Origin of the sequence: uncultured Pedobacter sp., from assembly GCF_913776295.1 — a bacterium.
Taxonomy (GTDB): Bacteria; Bacteroidota; Bacteroidia; order Sphingobacteriales; family Sphingobacteriaceae; genus Pedobacter.
On record NZ_CAJYOJ010000060.1, the window covers coordinates 75,137 to 94,800 of the forward strand.

General features: G+C 38.9%; 15 protein-coding genes. 9 read left to right on the forward strand and 6 right to left on the reverse strand.

The features are described from left to right. Positions 1-175: 175 nt before the first annotated feature. Positions 176-682 (reverse strand): 5-(carboxyamino)imidazole ribonucleotide mutase, encoded by a 507-nt coding sequence (gene purE, locus QZ738_RS12640; RefSeq protein ID WP_293788065.1) that lies wholly within the window; start codon positions 680-682, stop codon positions 176-178. A gap of 65 nt (positions 683-747) precedes the next feature. Beyond that, positions 748-1,887 (reverse strand): 5-(carboxyamino)imidazole ribonucleotide synthase, encoded by a 1,140-nt coding sequence (locus QZ738_RS12645; protein WP_293788067.1) that lies wholly within the window; start codon positions 1,885-1,887, stop codon positions 748-750. A gap of 54 nt (positions 1,888-1,941) precedes the next feature. Here QZ738_RS12645 and QZ738_RS12650 point away from each other — a divergent pair, with 54 nt between their 5' ends. From QZ738_RS12650 to QZ738_RS12660, 3 genes are all read left to right on the forward strand, one after another. Next, on the forward strand, positions 1,942-3,132 hold the full coding sequence (locus QZ738_RS12650; protein ID WP_293788069.1) for an NAD(P)/FAD-dependent oxidoreductase: 1,191 nt from the start codon (positions 1,942-1,944) through the stop codon (positions 3,130-3,132). A 192-nt stretch (positions 3,133-3,324) separates the two neighbouring features. After that, positions 3,325-3,567, forward strand: coding sequence for a DUF433 domain-containing protein (locus QZ738_RS12655; RefSeq protein WP_293788071.1), 243 nt, complete (start codon positions 3,325-3,327; stop codon positions 3,565-3,567). Positions 3,568-3,631: 64 nt separating this feature from the next. After that, positions 3,632-3,877, forward strand: a complete 246-nt coding sequence (locus QZ738_RS12660) for a hypothetical protein (protein WP_293788072.1) — start codon at positions 3,632-3,634, stop codon at positions 3,875-3,877. Here the strand turns inward: QZ738_RS12660 and QZ738_RS12665 are convergent. Further along, positions 3,868-4,584, reverse strand: coding sequence for a hypothetical protein (locus QZ738_RS12665; RefSeq protein ID WP_293788074.1), 717 nt, complete (start codon positions 4,582-4,584; stop codon positions 3,868-3,870). The two genes, QZ738_RS12660 and QZ738_RS12665, sit on opposite strands and share 10 nt — an antisense overlap. A gap of 240 nt (positions 4,585-4,824) precedes the next feature. Between QZ738_RS12665 and QZ738_RS12670 the strand changes: the two genes are divergently transcribed. Beyond that, entirely contained in the window at positions 4,825-7,035 is a 2,211-nt protein-coding gene (locus tag QZ738_RS12670; RefSeq protein WP_293788075.1) for a radical SAM protein, read from the forward strand. 222 nt (positions 7,036-7,257) lie between these two features. On the opposite strand, the gene QZ738_RS12675 is transcribed toward QZ738_RS12670, so the two are convergent. Genes QZ738_RS12675 through QZ738_RS12685 form a run of 3 tightly spaced genes read right to left on the reverse strand, consistent with a single transcriptional unit; the run spans position 7,258 to position 12,205 of the window. Then, positions 7,258-7,521: a hypothetical protein gene (locus tag QZ738_RS12675; protein ID WP_293788076.1), complete on the reverse strand. Its 264-nt coding sequence runs from the start codon at positions 7,519-7,521 to the stop codon at positions 7,258-7,260. 7 nt (positions 7,522-7,528) lie between these two features. After that, positions 7,529-8,968, reverse strand: coding sequence for a S41 family peptidase (locus QZ738_RS12680; RefSeq protein WP_293788078.1), 1,440 nt, complete (start codon positions 8,966-8,968; stop codon positions 7,529-7,531). A 9-nt stretch (positions 8,969-8,977) separates the two neighbouring features. Next, a complete protein-coding gene (locus QZ738_RS12685) occupies positions 8,978-12,205 on the reverse strand; it encodes an amidohydrolase family protein (RefSeq protein ID WP_293788080.1) in 3,228 nt (1,075 codons plus the stop codon). Positions 12,206-12,657: 452 nt separating this feature from the next. Here QZ738_RS12685 and QZ738_RS12690 point away from each other — a divergent pair, with 452 nt between their 5' ends. From QZ738_RS12690 to QZ738_RS12710, 5 genes are all read left to right on the forward strand, one after another. After that, on the forward strand, positions 12,658-14,556 hold the full coding sequence (locus QZ738_RS12690; protein WP_293788082.1) for an ATP-dependent DNA helicase RecQ: 1,899 nt from the start codon (positions 12,658-12,660) through the stop codon (positions 14,554-14,556). Positions 14,557-14,708: 152 nt separating this feature from the next. Next, positions 14,709-16,016: an MFS transporter gene (locus tag QZ738_RS12695; RefSeq protein WP_293788084.1), complete on the forward strand. Its 1,308-nt coding sequence runs from the start codon at positions 14,709-14,711 to the stop codon at positions 16,014-16,016. A 22-nt stretch (positions 16,017-16,038) separates the two neighbouring features. Next, a complete protein-coding gene (locus QZ738_RS12700; protein ID WP_293788232.1) occupies positions 16,039-16,776 on the forward strand; it encodes a (Fe-S)-binding protein in 738 nt (245 codons plus the stop codon). Positions 16,777-17,515: 739 nt separating this feature from the next. Beyond that, positions 17,516-18,412: a hypothetical protein gene (locus QZ738_RS12705; protein WP_293788086.1), complete on the forward strand. Its 897-nt coding sequence runs from the start codon at positions 17,516-17,518 to the stop codon at positions 18,410-18,412. An 84-nt stretch (positions 18,413-18,496) separates the two neighbouring features. Then, on the forward strand, positions 18,497-19,636 hold the full coding sequence (locus tag QZ738_RS12710; RefSeq protein ID WP_293788088.1) for an acyltransferase: 1,140 nt from the start codon (positions 18,497-18,499) through the stop codon (positions 19,634-19,636). Positions 19,637-19,664 lie beyond the last annotated feature (28 nt).

Sequence of the window (19,664 nt, forward strand, 5' to 3'; positions counted from 1 at the left end):
ACGTTTTTATATTATTCAGTAAGTTTTGTGGCGATTAATATCAATTGAAAATGCCTTAATGGTATTTAGAGACTTTTATCGTCAGACTGATTTATTCCATTGACTAGCTTCCTACAAGATGCTGAAACAAGTTCAGCATAGCGATAACACTAAGAATAGACTCCCGACTCCAGACTTAGGACTCTAGACTATCAGCACTTTCCTCCACTTTTTTCCTCAACTCATCTTTATAAGCCTGCATTTTAACCGTTAATGATTCATCAGCAGTAGCTAAAATCTGAGTGGCCAGTAAACCAGCATTTTTTGCGGCGTTTAAGGCTACAGTGGCTACCGGAATACCATTTGGCATTTGTAAAATGGATAAAATACTATCCCAACCATCGATAGAATTCGATGATTTAACCGGAACACCGATTACGGGTAGGGTAGTGATAGAAGCAACCATACCCGGCAAGTGGGCTGCACCGCCTGCACCTGCAATAATAACCTTTAAGCCACGGCTCTGGGCTTCTTTAGCGTAATTAAACATACGTTCTGGTGTTCTGTGTGCAGAAACAACCGTAATTTCGTAGTTGATTCCAAATTCTTTTAATACATCAGCAGCATCTTGCATTACAGGTAAATCTGATTTGCTACCCATGATAATTCCCACCGATGCCGAATTTGAATTTCCTTGACTCATATCTCTTTTAATTCTTTTTTCTAAATATTATAATTCCCCTTGTAATTGACTTCCCTTCGAGGGGCTTACGCAATTACTTTTAACGTTTTTTGTACAAACCGTGCTTTTTCAATCGCTTTTTCCCTGTCGATATCAACAATGGTTACATGGCCCATTTTACGGAAAGGTTTAGTGTATTTTTTGCCGTAGAGGTGAACATAGATGCCATCAATGGCGAGTACTTTTTCCAGATTTTCATATTGTGCAACACCTTCAAAGCCTTTTTCTCCCAGAAGATTGATCATAATGGCATTGGTAATGCTGCTCGTATCGCCCAATGGCAAGTTATAAATAGCACGTAAATGTTGTTCGAACTGAGAAACATAATTGCCCTCAATGGTCTGGTGACCGCTATTGTGCGGGCGCGGAGCAACCTCGTTTACCAGTAGTTCCCCGTCTCTGCAGACAAACATTTCTACCGCTAAAATTCCGGTAATATTCATAGCTGAAGCGATGTTCTTCGCAATGTTTTCTGCCTTATGTTGTAAACTTTCAGCAAAAGTTGAAGGGGAAATTAAAAATTCTACCAGGTTGGCTTCGGGATTAAATTCCATTTCCACCATTGGGAAAGTTTTTACATCACCATTGGCGTTGCGTGCTACAATTACAGCCACTTCTTTTTCAAAATCGACCAGCTTTTCAACAATGCAAGGTGCATCGAATGCTTTGTCCAGATCGGCAGCACTATTGATTCTCATTACACCTTTGCCATCATAACCATCTTTACGCAGCTTTAAGATATATGGAAAAGGAATATTGCAGTTTTCCATATCTTCCTTTGTGTTGACAATCTGAAAAGGAGAGGTCGGGATATCATTCTCTTTAAAAAACTGTTTCTGTACCCCTTTATCCTGGATCAAACGGATTACCCTTGATTGAGGGAATACTTTTTTTCCTTCTTTCTCAAGCTGCTCAAGGGCATCGATATTTACCTTTTCAATTTCGATGGTAATGATATCAGCTTTCTTACCGAAATTGTAAACGGTGTCGAAATCGGTAATGGAGCCGTTTTCGAAGTAATTGGAAATGTGTTTACAGGGAGCATCAGGATCCGGGTCCAAAACTAACGTAGTTACATTGTAATTAATAGCTTGCTGAATGAGCATCCTGCCCAGTTGTCCGCCACCTAAAATACCTAATTTTAATTCGCTAATCTGTTTTGCCATGCGCTTGAAAATAATGCTACTTTTGTGCAAAAGTAACCATAATAAATTTTATTGATGAATGCTGATGCAATAATTATTGGGGCAGGTGCCTGCGGATTGATGTGTGCGGTACAGGCAGGCTATCTGGGTAAGAAGGTAATTGTGCTGGAAAGGAACGAAAAGCCTGGCGCCAAAATTTTAATTTCAGGCGGTGGGCGCTGTAACTACACCAACCAATATGCATCTGCAGAGCAGTTTATATCAGCCAACCCACATTTTATAAAATCGGCTTTCACCCAATGGACAGTTGAAGACACCATCAGCTTTTTTGAAACCTATGGCATTAATGGCAAGGAAAAAACTTTAGGCCAATTATTCCCTGACCATAAAAATGCCAGAGATGTGGTGCAGGTTTTCACTTCCATCTGCGAGGATTTCGGACAGGAAATTAGGTGTAATGCCGACGTAAAGGATATTGAAATATTGCCTGAAGGTTTTAAAGTGAGTTATGATAAAAATGGTAAGAGAATTGTTTTGACAGCCGCGAAACTGGTACTTGCAACGGGAGGTTTACCTATTCCAAAAATGGGCGCTACTGATTTTGCTTTACGTTTTGCCAGAAAACATGACCTGAAGATTATTGAAACTGCTCCCGCCTTAGTTCCTTTAACCATTACAGGTAAAGATGAAGAGTGGTTTGCGCAACTTTCGGGCAATACTGTTTTTTGTGAAGTAAGTAACGACGAAATTTCCTTTGAAGAAAATATCCTGTTTACGCATTGGGGATTGAGCGGTCCGGCTATTTTGCAGATTTCCTCTTTTTGGAGAAGGGGAGAAACAGTCAATTTAAATTTGTTGCCGCATCAAAATATCGTTTCATTGTTGGACGAAGAAAGAAAAACAAATGGTAAAACTTTATTGTCAACACTGCTGAACCGAATCTATACCAAAAAATTTACAGATGCCTTAGGCAAATTTTTACCTTTAAATAAACCGGTTGCCGCGTTAACAAATGCAGAGATTAATTTAATTGAACAGACGATCCACTATTTTAAGGTGAAGCCTGCGGGCGATAAAGGTTATGATAAAGCGGAGGTGATGCGTGGCGGAATTGATACCAATGAAATTTCTTCCAAAACTTTGGAATGTAAGAAAATCCCCAACCTTTTTTTTGGCGGAGAATGTTTGGATGTTACCGGATGGCTTGGTGGCTATAATTTCCAATGGGCCTGGGCCAGTGGTTTTGTGATTGCACAGAATATTTGATCGTTATTAAACGTCTCAGGTTTTCACAAACCTGAGACGTTTGTATAAGTTTTCACTACGCTTCGGGCTTTCTATTCTATCAGGTTTATTTGATCAAAAACCATGGTTCTTGCTAAATTACACTAAATATTTAAAGTATTTACATGTGGATGAGTTAAAGTGTGCCACAATAATCAGTAAATTTGATACACTATGGAAGCATTAAAAGATATTATCTCAACAAACGCTGATGTTTTAGGCGGTTTGCCTGTTTTTGCAGGTACCAGAGTACCCGTTGAAACATTATTTTTTCATATTGAAAAAGGAATTACTATCGATGAATTTTTAGAAGACTTTCCAAGTGTATCTAAGGTTCAGGTAATTAATGTATTAGAAGTCGTGAACAAATTAATAACTTCAGATCGTATAGATAAAATATATGAAATTGCTTCTTGATGAAAATCTCCCCAAAAGACTATAAGAACATTTTTCTGAACATGAGATTTATACTGTTAGGGATATGGGCTGGAATGGCGTTAAGAATGGTGATTTGCTTAAATTAATGATTGCTGATGGTTTTAAAGTATTGATTACCTTTGATAAAAATTTACAGTTTCAGCAGAATTTCGCTAAATATACACTACCAATCATTGTCTTAAATGCATCCGATAATACATATATGACGCTAAGAGAATTTGTTCCGCAGGTCTTATTGTTGCTAAAATCAAACCTAAAACCCGGCGCTAACCTCATTAGCTACAAATAAACGTTGGGCATAATTTCCCAGGCCCAGGGTTTTTTAAAGGTTTTAAATGTTCTGAGTTGCGAAAAATATAAAACTTCACTCGTTTTACGATTTGCGATATCTCTTCTGTGCAGGTTGCCTACGGTTGTAAATAATTCGCGTGTTTTAAAATCATATACGCGTTCGGTCATGTCGCCATTGTTTTGATTATAATAAAGGTTAATTGCACTCGTTAAAAACCAATCTTTATTTTCAAATTTAAAGGTGTAGCCTAATTCCCAGCGCCATTCGGAACCACCCTGAAAACGGAGATAAAGCTGTTGATCTTTAATGGCAATCTGCTGTAAGGGGTCTCCTAATTTACCGCCCTCTTCCGAACGTAGTATAAAATCATTATTCTGTGTAGATAAATTAAATGCAGCGGTTGATTGGTCCTTGAAAAATATGGCCAAGATTCTCGGTTTTTGTGTTTCCTTGATGATTGCACTAATGTTATCGCCATAAACCCTGGTCTCATCGATTCTCTTATGGTATTCAAAAACTATTGCTAAATCATCAGAGCCGTCGTTATTTAAATCGCCATGAGCCTGATCTATAGCCGTCCAGTTGGCGGGGGTAAACTCTTCGACAGAAGTTCCCTGTGTTTTAATTTTGGGGAATACAAATGTTTTTTGTGCAAAGCTGAGTTGCACGCAGAGCATCAGGATATAAAAACAAAAAACTTTCATTCAGGCAAAAAAGGTATTGATGTAAGTTTAGAACGCATTTATTAAGCTTTTAGTTTGCATAGTTGCCTTTCCAATGCAGCACCTTTTGCTGACCAGATAACCGTCTGACTTATTTTACAAAAAGAAAATGGTGTCCATTTAGCTTGCATATCCCATCTGCATGTAAAATAGCCCCTGAAATGAATTCAGGGTGACGACCCTATTAAAAAATCCTGTATTTTTGCAAAAAAACAATACCTTTTGAAAACCGAAATTTTTGCCATCACGCCGCCTTTTACCCAACTGAATACTCCCTATCCGGCAACGGCTTATATAAAAGGTTTTCTGAATACCAAAGGTATAAACGCTACTCAGGCGGATTTGGGGATTGAGGTGATTTTAGAATTGTTTTCTAAAAAAGGATTACAAGATCTATTCCATTATACCGAACAGGTTGTTGGACATCCAAAGCCCATAAGCGAAAATGCCAAACGTATTTTTGCCCTACAGGTTGAATATCTAAAAACCATCGACGCGGTAATCGCTTTTTTACAAGGCAAAAACCCAACATTGGCTTTACAAATCTGCAGTGATGATTTTTTGCCTCAGGCTTCACGTTTTTCGCAATTGGAAGAATTAGACTGGGCTTTTGGTGCCATGGGTACACAGGATAGAGCCAAACATTTGGCTACGCTTTATCTAGAAGACATATCTGATTATATTGTTGAATGTATTGACGAAAATTTTGGTTTTAGCCGTTATGCTGAACGTTTGGGCAGAAGCGCAAATTCTTTTGATGAGTTATATAATGCCTTATCAAAGCAACCCACCTACATAGATCGGATCTTAATCTCAGTTTTAAAAGATAAAATTGAGACCATTCAACCCAGATTATTTTTGATTTCTGTTCCATTTCCTGGTAATTTATACAGTGCTTTTCGCTGTGCGCAATGGATAAAAGCCAATTACCCTGAAATTAAAATTTCGATGGGTGGCGGTTTCCCCAATACCGAATTAAGATCTTTATCAGATACGCGTGTTTTTGAATTTTTTGATTACATCACGTTGGATGATGGCGAACTTCCGATTGAATTATTATATCATAATATTACACACCCGATCCCAGCAGAGGCTCACTTTTACAAAAGAACTTTTCTGCTCGAAAATGGCAAGGTAGTTTACCGCAATGATGCTTTTAGAAACGATTATAAACAGGCCGACGTAGGTACACCAGATTATGCTGGTCTGCTGTTGGATAAATATATTTCTGTAATTGAAATTGTAAACCCCATGCATCGGATGTGGAGTGATGGTCGCTGGAACAAACTCACCATGGCCCATGGCTGTTATTGGGGCAAATGTACTTTTTGCGATATATCACTGGATTACATTAAAGTTTATGAACCTGTTGCTGCCAGGTTAATTGTTGATCGAGTAGAGGATTTATATGCCAAAACCGGGCAAAATGGCTTTCATTTTGTCGATGAGGCGGCACCACCTGCGCTAATGCGTGAGGTTGCACTTGAAATTATTCGAAGGAAACTGGCGGTTACCTGGTGGACCAATATCCGTTTCGAAAAAAGCTTTACTCGTGACTTATGTTTGCTATTAAAGGCATCAGGATGCATTGCGGTTTCAGGGGGATTGGAAGTCGCATCAGATCGTTTGTTAAAACTGATTGATAAAGGGGTAACGGTAGAACAGGTAGCAAAGGTTACCCGCAACTTTACAGAAGCCGGCATCATGGTACATGCTTATCTGATGTACGGATATCCTACGCAAACCGTACAGGAAACAGTTGATAGTTTAGAAATGGTACGACAGTTGTTTGAAGCTGGTATTTTACAATCTGGCTTTTGGCACCAGTTTGCCATGACCGCCCATAGCCCTGTCGGGATGTATCCAGAAAAATTTGGCGTAGTTAAAGAAACAGAAACTATCGGGACCTTTGCCAATAATGATATCAATTATGTCGATAAAACAGGGATAGACCACAATAAATTTAGCTATGGATTAAAAAAGTCGTTGTTTAATTTTATGCATGGCATCTGTTTTGATTATGAATTGCAGGATTGGTTTGAATTTAAAATTCCAAGAACAAAAATTCCTGCTGACTTTATTGAAAAAGCATTAAATGACGGCGCTCAATTTAGTACTAAACCAACCGCTAAAGTAGTATGGATAGGGGGAAAGCCATCCCTTGCCTATTTTACAAAATCGAAAAAAGGAAATACCTGGGAAATGGCCTCGCTTACTTTCCATGATAAAAAAGAAACCTTTACCGTTCAAACGAATAAAAAAGAAGGCGAATGGTTAATGGCCATTTTAAGTAAAATTTCAATCTCGAGTGACCAGGTATATACTTTTCAGGAGATTAAGGCGAATTTTGAACAGGAAATGGAAAATTTTGAGCTTTTCTGGTATGGTAAACCCATCAATACCTTGCGGGAATATGGTCTTTTAGTATTGTGAATAAGTGCTCACGCTCGTTTCCAGCGAGCGTGAAATATCCTGACGATTCAATCGTCTTTCTATAGCAGCATTCGTTTAGAAACGAGCGCAAACCTGAATATGTTTTTTTTAGTATTGTAAATAAGTGCTCACGCTCGTTTCCAACGAGCGTGAAACAGCCTGACGATTCAATCGTCTTTCTATAGCTACACTCGTTAGAAACGAGCGCAAACCTGATCGAAATTACATCTTCATTTTAAAGTGCGTTAGAAAGTAAATGATGCAAATCAGTACGATCGAATTTAAGATTAAGAGCAGCCATGAAACAACCGATTTTCTATCTTTCATCACCGATATAAATGCAGTGATATAGGCCATTGCAATTAGTGCTAAAAACAGGTTTACCATCTGAATACCCAAAATGTAATATCCGCTGTAAGAGAATACCGCTATGCCTAAGATTAGGAATATGATTGATGCTATGGAGTAGAAGTTATTCGGTTTCATATAACAATTACAAATTACCTTTTTTTTTGATATCTTGAATTGCCCAATTTAGCTCTAGATCTTTGTTATCCAAATAATCTTCCAAAGTATAGTTGATTTTTATATCGGGGATTATACCATGACCAATCGTGAGCGACGGCTCTGGTAGTTTAAAAGGGATCATTCCGATGCTATATACAATTGCCGTGTTTTTTAATCTACTGTTAAAATACGTGCCTGCGTTTATGTTATTTCTTCCTCCGCCTGTCTCCTCACCAATCAAAATTCCTCTTTTTGCCAAGGAGAGCGTATTTGCAAATATACTGGTCGCAGAAAATGTTCCTCCATTTACCAGAATGTATAATTTGTTTTTGTAAGCATTGCTAAAAGGAATCAGCTTTCCATAGCCGTTTCGGTTAAATTCTTTAACATAATTAATCTGCTTTCGTCGATTACTGTCTAAAGTCGGTAATAACACTCCTTTAATCAGTTCCTGTGGAAATTCAATGGGGCATATAGGCTTTTTAATAAAAAACTTTAAAAAATGACACATCAAAAAGATGTCACCACCTGTATTGCCTCTTAAATCTAGTACCAGATTTTCCATATTTGATAGCTGGTTATTAAAAAGATCAACGTCAGCCTGCTCCAATTTGGCTGTAAAGGTATTTACTTTTAAATATGCAGTATGAGTGCCCAGTTCTTTATAATCCAAAAATTTGAGCTGAAAGGGTCCCTTGTGTTTGCTGTTTTGCAGAGCAACTTTAATATCATAAGGTTTTCCGATAAGATAGGTGCTATCCAGAATATTACCCTGTCGGAATACCACATTTAAACTGTCTTTATTCTTAAAGATCTGCCAGATATTGGTTAGATTTCCATTGTTCAATAAAAAATATTTAAATGTGCTATTGTATCCGTCTGAAAAGCATTTTTGTAAAGCATTCTTAATGATTTCAAAAGATGGAAGATCATTTATACTAACAATTTCTGATCCAGCTGTCAACTTCGAGTTACGATCTTGATTTTCAATTATAAAAATCTTTCCATTTATAATCTTTAAATTTAATTGCTCAAAGGGAGATAGATAAGGCCTGCCATATTTAAGGTAATCACTATCAGTTACTTTTGCTGGTTCAAAAAAATCAATCTTTAAATGTCCATCTCCAATTTCACTTAATAGGGGTAATAATTTAAGATATAAATCTGCTGATGTTAATGGGTTTTCAATCGATGATTTTAGACTATCTATCTGCCATTCAAATCTCGTTTTTTTAATATATTGGTAAAGTTGAAGATGATGCTTTTTTAAATCCGTATATAACTGATCAATGTCTTTCCTGATTTCATCAGCACTGTGTCTCTCTTCCAATTGATGGTAAAGGTATTGTGCGCTTGAAATATCTACCAGGACAAATAGCAATATTAATGTGATATAAAATCTCATCTGATCAGAAACTATTTTCAAATTTATTGATTAATCACAATGTGGAACAGTAAAAGTCCAGGTTTCTGACGCTCCGTTTGGAATAATATAGCCGTTTCCTTTTGCATTTTCAAACCACAGTTTGCCACGAAGTTTTTCACGCGTACCAACCTCATTTAATGTCGCACTATCATAAAGCCGGCCATTGATCATGACATATTTTATTTTTTCCGAATTACGGATGTCATCCAAAGGGTTTGCATCCATAATCACCATGTCTGCAAGTTTACCCACTTCTAATGAACCAATTTCTTTATTCATGCCCAAATAACTCGCCCCATTCAATGTAGCTGCCCTGATGGCCTGCAGCGGACTAAAGCCACCTTGCACCAGCATCCACAGTTCCCAATGCGCTCCTAAACCTTGAATCTGCCCATGTGCACCAAGGTTAACTTTGGTGCCACCATCAGCAATTTGTTTGGTGGCTTTGGCAACTTCAATATGGTTGTAGTCGCTGTACTCTGATGTAGTACGGCGGCGGGCTCTTGCATCAATAATGGAACGGGGTGTATAAGTCATCAGTTTTTCGTTTTCCCAAACATTGGTTCTGTCATACCAGTAGTTTTCGCCCCACTGGCCACCATAAGCTACAATTAAAGTAGGGGTATAGGCTACTTCCGTATTGTTCCAAAGGGTGGTCACATCTTTGTAAACCGGCAAAACAGGAATACTGTGCTCAATGCCGGTATGTCCATCTGCAATCATATTCATATTGGTGAAAAATGTAGATCCGCCTTCAGGTACAACTTCCATTTTAAGCTGACGGGCTGCTTCCAAAATCTGTTGACGTTGCTCTCTGCGAGGCTGGTTATAAGATTTAACCGAGAATGCGCCAACGGCCTTTAAACGGCGCAGGTTGGATAATGCATCATCCAGACTATTAATTACAACTTTGAAATCACCATCAGCACCATATAAAATTGATCCTGTAGAATAAACCCGCGGACCAATCATTCTGCCGGCCTTAAGCATTTCACTCTGGCTAAAAACCATTTCAGTATTGCTTGACGGATCGTGTGAAGTGGTTACACCAAAAGCCAGGTTAGCCATATAACTCCAGTCGCTCTGCGGCGTTATTCCATCCGGACTCGTCCGCAAGTGGGCATGAACGTCAACAATGCCCGGCATGATGGTTTTACCATTAACATCGATTACTTTGGCGTTGGCCGGAATATTTACCGCATCTGCTTTTCCTATCGCCGTAATTTTATTTCCGTTGGTAATGATGGTTCCGTTTTCGATAACTTCATCGCCTTTCATCGAAATAATTCTTGCTCCTTTCAGTGCAACTGTTCCGGTAGGGATATCAGACTTTAATACCAAATTAATGTCTATTGCAGCAGCTTCCGTTTTAGGCGTAGTTCCATCAAAATTGAATGCACTGTTTACATCAATAGTGAAATACCTGGGACCTAATGTCCAATGCAGGCTTTTGCTATCTGCACTCCATTGTATGTATGTTCCGCCATCAGTAGTGACTTTGGTGACCGGGATAGCCTTATTGCCTGCAGATGCATCCTGCGGCGTACCGATATTAATCATCGGTGTGATGTAAACATTAAATAATTCGTTAAAGGCTAACCATTTATTGTCCGGACTGATCACAAACTGATTTGCATATTGAGAAGTAAAATGTGTTCTTTCATTTGCTCCATTTAAGTCGATACTTTTCAGCGCTTTTTTGCCATCGGCATAACTCTGAAAATAAATACGGGTGTCGGTATTATTGAATTGCGGGCGGATGCCATTATCCGAAATCAACGTTTTAGCGCCACCATTGGCCGGCATGATAAAAATACCCGTGCCACGCCCAAAGTTATATCCTAAAATATCGTTTCCACTTCCTTTTCTGAAAACAATTTTATCTCCTTTGGCAGAATATTGGGGCGAATAATAAAATCCTTTTTCATCACTCAACATAATGGTTTTTCCAGATTTCACATCCGTCCGTTTTATTGCTCCGCGCAACTCGTCGCTCCATGTCGTATAAACAACGTATTTTCCGTCAGGGCTAAAGGCTGGTTCAAATTCAAAATCCAGTCCGTTGGTTAACCTTTCTGGTATTCCTGCTGGTAATTCCTGTTTATACAAGTATCCTGCTGCGTTAAAAACAACTGTCTTTCCATCAGGCGAGGTAGTTAATTGCCTTAACATTTTTGCGGAAAATTCGTTACTAAAAACCTGCTGCTCAAAATGTAGTGCTTTTTGTACGGTTTGGATGGTATTGGCCTGAAAGGGGATAGTGGTATTGATCAATGTACCAATTTCAGTTTTTCTGATTTTCCCTTTTGCATAAAAAACGATGCTTTTACTATCCGGTGTCCAGGCAAAATTTGGGTAGACTCCAAAAATAGCCCATGTTTCCTGTTGATCATGGGATAAATCTTCATTTACAGGCCACTCTTCTCCGGTTTTAAGATTTTGTACGTACAAGGTAGATTTTAACCTTACGCGTTTTACAAAGGCAATTAAATTTCCGTCAGGAGAAACCTGCGGACGACAGGCACCACCCTGTTCATCAATGAGGGTGATTAATTTTCCTGTAGTTAAATCCAGCTGGCGGATGGCATAAATGGTTCCATTGGGGTCTTTACTGTATTCGAAATTGGGGCCTGGACTTACATCTTCGCTGAAGTAAACATATCTGCCATCGGGTGACACGTTCGGCTCACCTGCATCCTGCTGGTCGTTTTTTCTTTTGGTTAACTGCACACCGTCTCCGCCATTGATGTTATACATCCACATTTCGCCTGCGCCTAAAGAACGGCTAGCCGTAAAATGCTTGCGTGCAATAATATATTCGCTGTTTGGCATCCAGGTGGCGTTATTCAGTAACCTAAAGTTTTCTTTAGTAATCTGTTTTTTACCAGAACCATCCCGGTTCATGATCCAGATGTTATCTCCACCGCTTTTATCACTCGTATAGGAAATATATTTTCCGTTAGGGCTAAAGCGCGGCTGAACATCCCAAGCAACACCTCCGCTAATCAGTTTTGCCACGCCTCCCGTGATTGGCATAACATAAATGTCGCCCAGTAAATCAAAAACAATTTCCTGCCCGTCAGGACTTACATCCAGGTTCATCCACGTACCTTCATCCGTATTTAACGTGAAATTCTTCGTGGTGCCCTGGTATTTTTCAATGTCCCATTTTTTTTCCTGGGCATTAGCAGTAGAAAATAATAGCGAGAGAGCGGCTAGAAAATAAAAGTGTTTCATTATATGTACTGGATGGTTATTTAAACAATTCTTGTATTTTTCTTTGAAGTAATTTTTTTAAAATTTCAATTGTCTCCAAACTGTTGAACGTTTTATGATGCTTAATAAGTTTGTACTTTACATTGCTCTCCAGTACTACTGAGAGTTTTGAATAATTTATTTCAATCAAGTCCGTCATTTCTAGCGAAGTGTAACGCAGTCGAGAACCCGAAGGCTCAGCGAAGCTAAATCTATTGTAGATTTCTCTCCGCCTCTACTGGCAGGCCTGTCCGCACAGGCGGGCATTTCGCTTCGATTCATCCGATATCCATCGGATCGAGACGAGCATTCTATAAATTTAATCCTTCTTATTGAGCAAAGTTAAGAATCTTTTGTAAAGATGATTTTTTCAATTTCCAACAATAATAAGTGGCGATTTTGGATTAAATGTATAGTTTTGATATCGCCGATTTATGACAGCAATAGAGATTTTACAAAAATATTGGGGACATCAGGCTTTTAGACCATTACAGGAAGACATTATTGCTTCGGTTTTGGAGGGAAAAGACACTTTAGCACTTTTGCCAACAGGCGGAGGTAAATCAATCTGCTTTCAGGTACCAGCACTGGTAAAAGAAGGAATTTGTATCGTGGTTTCTCCGCTGATTGCCCTGATGAAAGATCAGGTAGAACACCTGAAATCGAAAGGGATCGAGGCCATAGCCATTTATGCCGGTATGGGTAAGCGTGAAATCGATATTTTGCTTGATAACTGCATCTATGGTAAAGTGAAATTCCTGTATCTGTCTCCTGAAAGATTGCTGTCGGAGTTGGTTCAGGTCAGGATTTCTTACATGAATGTAAATCTGATTGCGGTTGATGAAGCACACTGTATTTCGCAATGGGGTTACGATTTTCGTCCGCCGTACTTACAGCTATCCAAACTGCGCGAAATTTTACCTGATATCCCGGTTCTGGCACTTACTGCAACCGCGACCGAATTTGTACGACAAGATATCTTAGCCAAACTGGAAATGAAAGACCCACAGGTTTTTGTGAAAAGTTTTGCCAGGGATAATTTAAGTTATGTGGTTGTTGGTAATGAAGATAAATATAAAAAGCTGATCAATATCTGCAAAAATGTGAAGGGTACCGGTTTGGTGTATGTTCGCAATCGCCGGGAAACTGCAGAAGTAGCCAATTTTATCAACCGAAACGGAATTAAAGCCGATTTTTATCATGCCGGACTGGAACGTGATGTACGCTTTTTGAAGCAGGAAGAATGGAAGAACAACAAAATCCGGATTATGGTGGCTACCAATGCTTTTGGAATGGGAATAGATAAAGCAGACGTTCGTTTTGTGGTGCATTTGGATCTGCCAGAAAGTTTAGAAGCCTATTACCAGGAAGCCGGCAGGGCAGGGCGCGATGAAAAACGAAGCTATGCCGTTTTATTGGCTAATCAAGCCGATATTATTGGCTTAGAATCAAGGTATTTAGATAATTTTCCCTCATCAGAAGAAATCAGAAAAACATATCATTACCTGGGCAATTATTTTCAACTGGCATTTGGCGCGGGCGAAGGTTTAACCTTTGCTTTCGATATCGCTGATTTTTGCAAACGATTTAACGTTAACGTTTTAAAAACAATTTATGCACTGAAATTTCTGGAACATGATGGCTATATTACCTTTTCAGAAAGTGTTTTCCTACCCTCCAGGATCATGTTTATCGCCGGTCACGAGGATATTTATCGTTTTCAGATCGAAAACAAGGCCTATGACGGGATTATAAAGACAATTTTACGCTCATATGGTGGGGCTTTTGATGGCTTTGTTAAAATCAATGAAGCAGATTTGGCTAAAAGAACAGGGTTATCGTATAAGGACGTTGTTGTTCTGCTAAATAAATTACAAGCAATCGAGTTGCTCACTTATATTCAGCAAACAGACCAGCCGCAATTGCAGTATATCAGGCCGAGGGTAGATATGGATCATTTTGATCTGGATGTGAAATATCTGGAACTGAGAAAGGATATTCTACACAAACAGATCAATGCTGTGGTAGCCTATGCTTCGTCTAATTTATGCCGAAGTATTCAGCTACTTCATTATTTTGATGAACACCATGCTGCAAAATGTGGCGTTTGCGACGTTTGTCTGGCCGAAAAGAAAGCCGAAAACCACCATTCTGTACGGGAAGAAATCGATTATGAAATTATTTCTTTGCTCCAGCAACAAACGCTCAGCCTTGATGATTTGGTTATTCATATTAAAAACGGCACAGAAACAGATCGAATTGATGCTATAAGAGAGTTACTGGATGCAGGGAAGATTAAAACTGATGGGAAGAAGTATTATTTGGAGATGTGAGATGTGAGATGTGAGATGTGAGTTGGGAGTTGGGAGTTGGGAGTTGGGAGAAAAATGCCTATCAAGTTAGCAATAAAATATTAGTTTTGTAATAAACTATTTAATCCTTACAAAAAACATCATTATAATCTTCCGCGAAGCGAAAAAAACAAATGATAACAAAAAACAATAAGAAAACCATCCGTTCGTGGGCATTTTTCGATTGGGCAAACTCTGCCTATAATCTGGTCATCACTTCTACCATTTTTCCTGCTTATTACACCATTATCACCACCACTAAAGAACATGGTGATAAAGTAGATTTTTTTGGCAGAACTTTTGTAAATACCTCGCTTTCCAATTATGCCCTATCGTTTGCGTATCTGGTGATGGCTTTTGTTCTGCCCATACTTTCGTCGATAGCGGATAGAAGAGGCAATAAAAAATCGTTCATGAAATTCTTCACCTATATGGGCGGGGTGGCATGCATCGGTTTATATTTCTTCAAATTAGACACACTCGAAATGAGTATCATCTTATTTGCACTGGCAGCAATGGGTTATATTGGCGGTGTATTGTTTAGTAATTCCTATTTGCCCGAGATCGCAACAGAAGAACATCAGGACCGTGTAAGTGCACAGGGTTTCTCGTATGGGTATATCGGTTCGGTGCTACTTCAACTCATCTGTTTTCTATTTGTGTTAAAGCCCGAATGGTTTGGCATTACTGATGCCTCATTCCCCCCGAGGTTATCTTTTTTACTGGTTGGGTTATGGTGGATCGGATTTTCACAAATCCCTTTTAACGTACTGCCAAACGGAATTCCTCAGCATGATAAAGTAAAAACCAATATTTTTAGAGATGGCTTCAGCGAATTATCTAAAGTTTGGTCGCAGTTAAAGCAAATGAGGATTTTAAAAGGGTTTTTAGTTTCCTACTTTTTCTATTCTATGGGCGTACAGACCATTATGCTTGCAGCGGCGGGTTTTGCCGAGAAAACATTAAAATTGGGTACTGCGAAACTGATTGCGGTAATATTGATTATTCAATTGGTCGCTATTCCGGGAGCAATGCTGATGTCGTTTTTTGCAAGAAAGATAGGTAATATAAACGTACTGATTATGGTTGTTTTGGTATGGATAGGTTGCTGTATTTACGGTTACTATATTACAAACGAATATCAGTTTTATTCATTGGCAGCAATTGTTGGACTAATTATGGGCGGAATCCAGTCCTTATCGCGCTCTACTTATTCTAAATATCTTCCTGTTGATACAAAAGATACGACCTCATTTTTTAGCTTTTACGATGTAACCGAAAAACTGGCGATTGTAATTGGTCTTTTCAGCTTTGCCTATATTGAAGATTTAACCGGAAATATTCGTTATTCTATTATTGCTTTGGCATCATTTTTTATCGTTGGATTGGTTCTTCTAATACTTTTAAGAAAAAACGAACACAAAGCTTCGTTTAAATTGTAAGTTTGCAGCTATAAAGAATATGATGAAAGTAGAATTATTTGTACCCTGTTTTGTAGATCAGCTATATCCGGAGACTGCCTTTAATACCTTAAGATTACTGGAAAAATCGGGCTGTGAGGTCACCTATAATTCAAAGCAGACCTGTTGCGGTCAACCAGCCTACAACGCAGGTTATTGGGATGAAGCCAAACAGGTGGGTACTAAATTCTTGAACGATTTTTCTGAAACTACTTATATCGTAGCTCCCTCTGCATCCTGTGTGGGAATGGTTAAAAACGGTTACAACGACCTATTTACAAATACCATTGTGCACAATAAATGCAGAAGCCTGCAATCCAACATCTGGGAATTATCCGATTTTCTGGTTAAGGTGGCCAAAAAAGATTATTTCGGGGCTGAGCTGGAAGGAAAAGCGGTATATCATGATTCTTGCAGTGCTTTGCGCGAGTGTAAAATTAAAGATGAACCCCGTCATTTGCTTTCAAAAGTACATGGTTTGGAAATGATCGAAATGGAAGACACCGATATGTGCTGTGGCTTTGGCGGAACATTCGCAGTTAAATTTGACGCCATCTCATCGGCCATGGCCGAGCAAAAAGTAAATCATGCATTAACGCAACAGGCCGATTATATCATTTCTACCGACCTTTCCTGTCTTTTACACCTACAAGGTTATATTGATAAAAATAACCTGCCAATCAAAACCATGCATATTGCCGATGTGCTTTGTAATGGCTGGTTAGAGAGTACAGAATATTAACTTAAACCTCGAAGGTTTTAAAAACTGCGAGGTTTGATCGTCTCCATGGTCTGTGTCCTCACAGACCATCATCGTTAAAACCAAAATTTCGGTCTGCAGAGACACAGACCGAGGAAGGCGTTTCAAATCGCAATCACTGACCGGCGGCTCAGCAGCCGATGGATCTTATTCAACAGAAAAATTTGGATTTGAGGTCAGGATTTTATTTTTCGCCGTTAAGCCGAAGCATTCATAAAAGTTTGTGTAAAACAAATTATAAGATGCGCTTAATTCATTAAAGTACTCGTTTAGCTTATTTCAGATGATTAATGACCACTTTATCTCAGGGCCTTGATCGAAGATTTCGGTCAATTAGGGCACAGACCGGGAAAACATCGGCGTTGAAATAAATTCACGTTAAAGCGAAATTGCGCCTGCAGCGTTTTCCGGTAAAAAAGAATTACAGTTTTTGCAAAATAAACCTGACCGCCAGCGTTATCCCGATTGGAAGATCAATTTTAAATTAAAGGTTTTGTTTTATCGGGATTAAGCAGAGGGCAGGACTAACCCAACCGAAGAACTACTGCATTTGCTTTTCAAAAAACAATTGTAAAAATTAAATTACATCTGCCATTTGACAGCTGAATCAGGTCATCCAGGTATCAATTCTAACAAGTTAATACGTTTTCTATTATAATCTAAAATATCTTTGTTAAACCTTTTCTATGCTTTGCTATCTAAGCTACAAAACAAAATCATCATGAAAAAAATAACCGTTGCTTTACTTGGGTTTTTATCAATTGTATCTGTGGCGAATGCACAAAAGAAAAAAACTTCTGGAGCTATACAGTTTGAAAACACCATAGATCCTTTAGCTATGGCTTCAGCCAATGGCATTCAGTTAACCGATCAGATGAAAGCGAGGATGCCTTCATCAAGCAAAACCAATTTTGAACTATTATTCACGGCAACCAATGCCAGTTATATGCCTGTTGAAGAAACGGAAGATAGTAACGGTGCAGGTGGCGGTGGCGGCGGAATGGGCCGGATGATGATGCGCTTTGGTGGTGGCGGCGGCAACCGGGAATATTATTACAATTTTGCTGATAAGAGCCTAACAGAAGTATTCGACCTGAACGATACCACTTACTATATGCCGGGCAAGTTAACCCTATCTACTTCGGGTCCAATTTCTTCTTTCAGAACGGGTGGTGGCAACCCAAATGATACTACGAGAGCAAAAATGGCTCAGGCTCCAAAAATTGAAGTGGTTAAAACTGATTCAACCAAACAGATACTAGGTTTTACCTGTCACCAGGCCATTGTAAGATCGACCAGGGTGATCAAAATTTTAGATATGGATAAAAATGTGGTGGAAGAGACCAAAATCTGGTACACCAACGATTTAGGTTTTGATTTTTCTCCTAATCCGAACATGTGGACAGAAGGTGCAGTACTGGCTATTGAGGGTAGAGGAAACAGCTCCATAGCCAAAAGCATTGAATATAGGAACGTTAGTACCAAAGACGTTACTGCTCCTAAGAAAGCAAAATTGATTACTGCTGAGGAGTATAAAGCCAAGATGGAGAATATGATGAAGCGTTTTAGGCAAAACAGGCCAGGTGGTGGTCAGGTAAGAGCATTCGGAATGAATTAAAATAAAATCATTGTAACTTAAGCAAGGCCCGGAATTTATAGCTTCCGGGCTTTTTTTGTATCATTTTCGAAGCGATTAATTGTAATGCAGACATATTTCATATCATTGGGTTCAGATATAAGCCTAACCAAAGTGATCACAGCAGAAAATAGAAACAACTTACTTAAAACTAAACAACATTTTGAAGTTTTAGATGGATTAAGAGGTGTAGCAGCCATTGTGGTGGTAATTTATCATTTTATGGAAATTGCCATTACCGATTATAACAAGAATTTTCTGTCGCATGGTTTTCTGGCTGTCGATTTCTTTTTCTGTTTATCGGGTTTTGTAATTGCTTATGCTTATGATAACCGTGCACCGTATATTGGTTGGTTACAGTTTGTTAAAGTGAGGCTGATCCGCTTGCATCCCATGGTTGTGATCGGTTCAGTTTTGGGACTGCTCACCTTTTTATTTGATCCTTTCAGCGATTTTTATCCAGTTTACGGTTTCGGGAAAACCTTGTTCTTGTTTTTAGCTTCGGTATTTCTGGTTCCTTATCCATTAATGCCCGAGCGCTATACCAACCTGTTCTGCTTAAATGCCCCGGCTTGGTCGCTGTTTTGGGAATACACTGCCAATATTTTTTACATCCTGATACTTTACAAACTGAATAAAAAAGTGTTGATTGTTCTGGCATTAGCTGGAGCAGCATGCCTTGTTTATATAGGTGTGAAGGTGCCCAATGGCAATTTAGGCGGCGGCTGGGGCGGACAAAATTTTTGGGATGGCGGGGCGAGGGTACTTTACTCATTCACCGCCGGAATGCTGGTCTATCGGTTCAATTGGATCATTAAAAATAAATTTGGCTTCACCGCTATGGTTGTACTTTTACTGGCCGCTTTCCTGTTTCCTTATGCAGATGCTTACAACTGGATTACGGAACCCATCATCGTGGTATTATATTTCCCGTTTTTGGTGGCTTTGGGCGCAGGTACAGCGGTAAGCCCGACTTCAAAAAATATCTGTAAACTTTCAGGTGAAATTTCCTATCCATTATATATGACACATTACCCATTTGTATGGGTGTTTTTAACTTACGTGGCCGTGGTTAAGCCAAGTATGGGTACTTTGTGGGGCGTTATTCCCATTTCTGTAATACTTTTAGTTATTTTGGCTTATCTTATCATGAAGTTTATAGATATTCCACTGCGTAAATATTTGAAGGCTAAATTTTTGACATAGTATTGTAGACGGTTTGTAGAGACACAAA